This is a genomic window from Bacillus sp. GMs2/2, from assembly GCF_050172095.1.
In the GTDB taxonomy this organism is placed as follows: domain Bacteria; phylum Bacillota; class Bacilli; order Bacillales; family Bacillaceae_G; genus Bacillus_A; species Bacillus_A cereus.
In genome coordinates this window covers 1-6,378 of the sequence record NZ_JBNLYE010000238.1, presented here as the reverse complement: position 1 = coordinate 6,378, position 6,378 = coordinate 1, and the positions used below count along the sequence as shown (strand labels likewise).

The window sequence follows — 6,378 nt, the reverse complement described above, 5'->3', positions numbered from 1 at the left end:
TAAAGTACTACGTATAAGCAATTTTTTTAAACCTTTCAAAAATGTAAGGTTTTTGTCATTTGAATCGATGGAAGGTATTTCCGCACTTTACTAATATAAAAACATAGATAGTAGAAGGGCGGAGAAGTAATATGAACATTAGAGAACTAGCATATCGGAATGTAACCCGAAATAGACGGACATACTCAGCCTATTTTTTGAGTAGTGCATTTGCAATTATGGCCTTTTTTGTGTATTCATTTTTTGCGTTTCATCCGGCATTAAGTGCAGGAGAATTAGGTCAGTACGTATTCGTAAGTATGTCTTTTGCACAGTCTATTATTTACTTATTTACATTCTTCTTTATTTTATATTCGATGGGAATGTTTTTAAAAACGAGAAAGCGTGAACTAGGAATTTTAATGATGCTAGGTATGACGAAATATCAATTAAAGCGTCTTATCTTTTTTGAAAATATTATGATTGGAATAGGGGCAATTATTTTTGGTATTCTTTCAGGTATGTTATTTTCAGGGGGATTACTATTTGTCGCTCCGATGATATTGAAACTAGATATCTCCTTATCCTATTACATACCGATGAAAGCAATTGTTGTAACGAGTATTATGTTTTTTATTTTATTTATGATCATATCATTGTTTAGTGCAGGAATGATTCGTAAAAATAAGATTATGAAGTTGTTTAGAGGATCAGCAGAGGCGAAACCGGAACCGAAAGCATCAATCATTTCTTCCATATTAGCAGTAGTATTGCTTAGTGCTGGCTATGTAGGAGCTCTTCTATCACATGGAGCAATGGTATTTATTATGATGATTCCTGTTACAACGGTAGTTATTATTGGGACGTATTTGTTGTACAAGCAGCTGAGTGTCTTTATTATTCGATTATGTAAAAAAAGTAAACGTTTCTATTGGACACAGACTAATATTATTACGTTATCAGATTTAGCGTATCGCATGAGAGATAACGCAAGAATGTTCTTTATTGTAACCATTATTTCTACTGTAGCATTTTCCGCAATAGGGACATTAGTTGGCTTCGCATCCATGACGAAAGGGATAATGGAGAGACCGATTTCGTTTCATTACCATTCTAAGCAAGGGAATAGTAACGAATCACAGCATATACAAATGATTGACAAAGGATTAAAGAAACATAGTATAGCAGCTTCAAAAACTAATATTTCGACAAAGAAAACGGAGGAACAGTCGTTAAGAAGCGCCATTTTTATAAAAGAATCAGACTATAAGAAATATGCAAAGTTAACAGAAGAACCATTTAATACTGTAGCAAATAAAGAAGTTGTATTTTTGTCAGCTAATATACCAGGGCCAACGATGAAAGAAAGAAAAGAAATTACTTTACCTAATATGAATGAAAATTTAAAAGTGAAAAAAGTTACTTCATCTTCATTGGGGAAAATATTAAGAGGAAATGCTTATGTAATCTCTAATAGTCAATATGATTCATTACAAGATGGGTTTATAGAGACAAAAGATTATATGTATAAAACTGAAAGAACGAAAGATGAGATTGAAATTGGTAAAGAGCTTACGCATCAAATTAAACCGTATCAAGAATATTCAACGTTTAGTGCGGAAGAGTACGAGCAAAACCAAAGTTTACAAATTGCAGGACCGATTTTATTTGTAGGTTTCTTTATAGGTATAGTATTTTTCGTTTGTGCAGGAAGTTTCCTTTACTTCCGTTTATTCTCCGATTTGGAGGATGATGTTCGTTTGTTCGAAATGATTCGTAAAGTTGGATTGACAAGTAGGGAATTATCGAAGGTAGTTACAATTCGATTGGCGCTTTTATTCTTCGTTCCAATTGGTGTTGCAACATTACATGGAGCAGTAGCCTTAACGGCGTTAGGGCAAATGTTTGAGTACTCATTGTTTAAAGAAAATACAGTTGTATTAAGTATTTTCATAGTTATTCAAGTTGTATACTTCTTACTTATAAGATCCCGTTATGTAAAACAATTAAAAGAGAGATTACGTATGCATTAAATGTGTTTTTTTAACTCGAGTACAAAATTTTCTAAAAAGAGGCAAGTATTGTCAAAAAGTGATAAAATGGAAAAAGCGAGGTGAAAAAATTAATAGAGAGTAAGGGGGGGAGAAATATGAAAGCAACAGGAGTTATTCGAAAAGTAGACGAATTAGGACGAATTGTTATCCCTAAAGAATTACGCGATGTATTGGGAATACAAATCAAATCACCGCTTGAAATTTTTGTAGAAGCAGATAAAATCATTTTACAAAAATATCAACCTTACAATGCTTGCCAAATCACAGGTGATGTTTCAGGGCAGAATATTACATTAGCAAATGGAAATATTACAGTTGGCATAGAGGGAGCGGAATATTTAGTAAAAGAAATAGAAAAGTTTTTAAACAAGAGTGAGGTTTAGTCTTAATTTATATTATTTTTCAAATACATATCATTCTTTTAAAAGACTGTAAGAGGACCATTAATTGGTCCTCTTATTTTGGTTAGTAGTTGAACGACTCGGGTTGTTACTTCCTACAAATCATAGGGAAAATAAAGAAGTATTATAGAGGTAGTAAATGATGTTGAGAAATATTTGAAAAGAAGGAAAACAAAAAGAATAAAACGAATGTTACATTTACACGTATTCAAAAGTGGTCTGAAATGAAAATAATACATTTTCAGGAGGGATTACGATGAGTAGTACAGTGAATAAACAAAAAGGTATACAATTGATTCCGTTTACCGTAAATAAGGTGGTAGAACAAGTAAATGAAATTCCACCAGGTGTACAACTGATTCACGCTCCGCAAGTATGGGAAAAGAGTGTGAAGGGGCAAGATGTAGTCGTTGCCGTATTAGATACAGGGTGTGATACTAATCATATAGATTTAAAAGATCGTATTATCGGCGGAAGAAATTTCACAAAAGATTATGAAGCTGATCCAAATGTGTATCTTGATAATAACGGACATGGTACTCATGTTGCGGGAACGATTGCCGCGACTGAAAATGGTGTCGGTGTATTAGGAGTTGCACCACTTGCTAAAATGTTAGTATTAAAAGTTTTAGCGGGAGATGGTTCTGGAAGTTATGAGCAAATTATTGAGGCAATTCATTATGCTGTAAATTGGAGAGGGCCGAATCAAGAGAAAGTGAGAATTATTTCAATGTCACTTGGTGGTCCGCAAGATGTTCCAGAATTACATGAAGCAATTCAAAATGCGGTAAAGCAGGATGTTCTCGTTGTATGTGCTGCTGGAAATAATGGAGATTGCGATGATGAAACAGAGGAACTAGACTTTCCGGGTGCGTACTCCGAGGTAATTGAAGTTGGTGCCGTTAATTTAGAGCGGAAGATTGCATGTTTTAGTAATTCAAATCAAGAAATTGATCTAGTAGCGCCAGGTGATGAAATATTATCTACGTATCCAGAAGGAAAATATGCTGTGTTAAGTGGAACTTCCATGGCGACGCCGCATGTTGCTGGAGCGCTCGCCTTGCTCATTAAACAGTGTGAGAAAGAATACGGTCGAAAGTTATCGGAGCCGGAAATATATGCACAACTCATTAAAAGAACTGTACCTTTAGGGTACGAACGTACATCTGAAGGGAATGGATTAATAGATTTATTAAAAGAATAGCCATATTAAAAAAACATCTCATATGAATATGAGATGTTTTTTTAATATGGCTCTGTCGCATGTAATACAACTTGTAATAAACCTGGGAATCTAGCGTTTAAATCTTCTTCACGAATTGAAATGAAACGTTGTGTTCCTTCAAGGCGCGTGTACATAACACCTGACTCACGTAAAACTTTGAAATGGTGAGATAAAGTTGATTTTGCAACAGGGATGTTTAAAGCACCACAAGATTGTTCATTTTTCTCTAGTAACATATTTACAATTTGTAAACGAATTTGATCGCTAAGTGCATATAAGACAGAAGAAAATTGAATTTCTTCTCGATTTGGATGATAGAGTGTACGCATATTTCACCTACTTGTATAAGTTAAGATATTTGCACTATAACATATAAAGTGGTATATTTCTATTGTTCGAATATATTCGAACAATAGAAATATAGGGGGAGAAAAAATGAAGTATATAAAATTGCAAAAGGCAGGATTAAATATTTCAAAGTTGGGTTTAGGTACAAATGCAGTAGGGGGACATAATTTATATGCTGATGTGAATGAAGAAGAAGGAAAGCGATTAGTAGAAGAAGCTATTCAGCAAGGGATTACATTTTTTGATACAGCAGATTCATATGGTTTCGGTAGATCGGAGGAATTAGTAGGAGAAGTATTAAAGGGAAAACGTCATGAGTTTATACTTGCTACAAAAGGTGGAATTCAACCGTTGTTAAATGGAGAAACTTATATTAACAATGAACCAAATTATTTAAGGAATGCTGTGGAAAATAGCTTAAGAAGATTACAGACTGAATATATTGATTTATATTATTTACACTTTACAAATCCTGAAACAAGTTACATAGATTCAATCGGAGAGCTTACTCATTTAAAAGAAGAAGGGAAAATTCGTTCAATTGGAATATCGAACGTAAACATAGAACAATTAAAAGAGGCGAATCAACATGGTCATATAGATGTTGTACAATCTCCATACAATATGTTAGAACGTACAGCTGAGGAAGAACTGTTGCCGTATTGTATAGAAGCGGGTATTTCATTTATTCCATATGGGCCTCTTGCTTTTGGAATATTAGGCGGAAAATATACAGAAGATTTTAAATTAAATGAAGTCGATTGGCGTCAAAATGTAAATCTATTTGAAGAAAATACATATAAGAGTAATTTTAAGAAAGTGAATAAGTTAAAAGGGCTAGCTAAAGAAAATGATATTGAAGTGTCTCATTTAGCGTTAGCATGGTTATTAAATAAAGAAGGGATTGATACTGTTATACCTGGTGGAAAGCGGGCAGAGCAGGTAAGAGAAAGTGTGAAAGCGGTAGATGTTGCATTGAATGAAAGAGTCATGAAAGAAATCCAATCTATTTTAGAAGATTAGTTAAACAGAGGGAGAGTACCCTCTGTTTATATAAGGAGAAGGTCTAAATGAACAGAGTACTAGCTGTATTTTTTATGATAATGTTTATGATCGGTACAGATACTTTCTTAATTTCACCACTGTTGCCGACATTGCAACAGGCGTATCATGTTTCAACTGAGTTGTCAGGATGGATGGTGAGTTCGTATGCTTTAGGGTATGCTGGATTTGCACTTGTGGCTGGTCCTATATCAGATGGATTAAACAGAAAAAAAGTAATGGTACTAGGTATGAGTTTTTTTGCAATAAGTACGTTTTTTTGTGGAATTGCACCGATTTTTTTATGGATGCTAACATTTAGATTTTTAGCAGGTGTAAGTGCAGCTTTTGTATCTCCACAAGTGTGGGCATCTATTCCGCTCCTTATAGAGAAGAAGCAAATTGTGAAAGCAATTGGGGTTGCAACAGCAGGGTTATCAATCTCTCAAATTTTAGGGCTGCCACTGGGAGCTTATTTAGCAACGATACATTATACAATTCCATTCTATTTCATTGGTATATTATCAGCACTACTTGTCATTCTTATTTATGTTGTATTACCAGAAATACAGTCGGTTCATATAGGTGGAAATAAAAAAGCGATTTTACAGCGTTATAAACAATTACTTACAGATTCAAAGGTTTCACTTTCTTATTTTGCATACTTTGTTTTTCAAACCGGAAATTTTGCTGCATTTTCATTTTTTGGTGTATGGCTTTCCATTCAATTTGGCTTACAAGTTGATGAAGTAGGTACAGCTATGCTCGTATTAGGATTAGGAAATTTAATTGGTAATATTTTTGGTCCTAGAATCGTAAATAAAATTGGTTATAACCTTTCTTTCTATGGTGGAATTATATTTACAGCAGTGCTATATGTATTACTTCCTCATGTAAAGAACATTGTATTGGTGGAGTTATTGTTCTTTGCTTTATTTTTTGTGACAGGAATTTTGTTTGTATTAATGATGAGGCACTTACAAAACATGTCTAGTGTAGCAAGAGGAACAGGAGCCGCGCTTGCAAATGCTTCTATGTACATTGGTCAAATGATTGGTGCGGCAATAGCTGGAATGTTATTTGCAATATCTCACAATTTTATACTTATAGGTAGTTTTACTGCGTTACTATATATAGGAGCTTTATTTTTGTTTAGAAAAAGTGAAAAAATTACTGAAAATAGTGAAACAGGAATTGCATCATAAAGCTTGTATAAATATTTCGCAAATCAGAATTAATAAGAGTGTGAATACATGAATGTGCTTTTAATTAAAGTGGTTACTAAAAGTATAGAAATAGTAGAAGAAATGTATTGTAACAAAGTTATGAG

General features: G+C 33.6%; 6 protein-coding genes. 5 read left to right on the top strand and 1 reads right to left on the bottom strand.

From position 1 onward, the window contains the following. Window positions 1-131 precede the first annotated feature (131 nt). The 3 genes from ACQGS6_RS21125 (at window position 132) to ACQGS6_RS21115 (ending at window position 3,638) form a co-directional block, all read left to right on the top strand. Complete coding sequence (locus tag ACQGS6_RS21125; protein WP_426965536.1) at window positions 132-2,012, top strand: FtsX-like permease family protein; 1,881 nt, start codon at window positions 132-134, stop codon at window positions 2,010-2,012. Window positions 2,013-2,128: 116 nt separating this feature from the next. Beyond that, entirely contained in the window at window positions 2,129-2,416 is a 288-nt protein-coding gene (locus ACQGS6_RS21120; RefSeq protein WP_000648325.1) for an AbrB/MazE/SpoVT family DNA-binding domain-containing protein, read from the top strand. A gap of 274 nt (window positions 2,417-2,690) precedes the next feature. After that, entirely contained in the window at window positions 2,691-3,638 is a 948-nt protein-coding gene (locus tag ACQGS6_RS21115) for a serine protease (RefSeq protein WP_000099756.1), read from the top strand. A gap of 41 nt (window positions 3,639-3,679) precedes the next feature. On the opposite strand, the gene ACQGS6_RS21110 is transcribed toward ACQGS6_RS21115, so the two are convergent. Continuing rightward, complete coding sequence (locus tag ACQGS6_RS21110; protein WP_001259906.1) at window positions 3,680-3,988, bottom strand: ArsR/SmtB family transcription factor; 309 nt, start codon at window positions 3,986-3,988, stop codon at window positions 3,680-3,682. A gap of 106 nt (window positions 3,989-4,094) precedes the next feature. Here ACQGS6_RS21110 and ACQGS6_RS21105 point away from each other — a divergent pair, with 106 nt between their 5' ends. After that, window positions 4,095-5,030: an aldo/keto reductase gene (locus tag ACQGS6_RS21105; protein ID WP_000874081.1), complete on the top strand. Its 936-nt coding sequence runs from the start codon at window positions 4,095-4,097 to the stop codon at window positions 5,028-5,030. Between the two features lie 47 nt (window positions 5,031-5,077). Beyond that, a complete protein-coding gene (locus ACQGS6_RS21100; protein ID WP_326318713.1) occupies window positions 5,078-6,253 on the top strand; it encodes an MFS transporter in 1,176 nt (391 codons plus the stop codon). Window positions 6,254-6,378: the final 125 nt, after the last annotated feature.

Excerpts from the sequence above, each read along its gene's own strand:
- ACQGS6_RS21100 (WP_326318713.1), top strand. The coding sequence starts at position 5,078 with ATGAACAGAGTACTAGCTGTATTTTTTATGATAATGTTTATGATCGGT.
- ACQGS6_RS21105 (WP_000874081.1), top strand. The coding sequence starts at position 4,095 with ATGAAGTATATAAAATTGCAAAAGGCAGGATTAAATATTTCAAAGTTG.
- ACQGS6_RS21110 (WP_001259906.1), bottom strand. The coding sequence starts at position 3,988 with ATGCGTACACTCTATCATCCAAATCGAGAAGAAATTCAATTTTCTTCT.
- ACQGS6_RS21120 (WP_000648325.1), top strand. The coding sequence starts at position 2,129 with ATGAAAGCAACAGGAGTTATTCGAAAAGTAGACGAATTAGGACGAATT.
- ACQGS6_RS21125 (WP_426965536.1), top strand. The coding sequence starts at position 132 with ATGAACATTAGAGAACTAGCATATCGGAATGTAACCCGAAATAGACGG.
- ACQGS6_RS21115 (WP_000099756.1), top strand. The coding sequence starts at position 2,691 with ATGAGTAGTACAGTGAATAAACAAAAAGGTATACAATTGATTCCGTTT.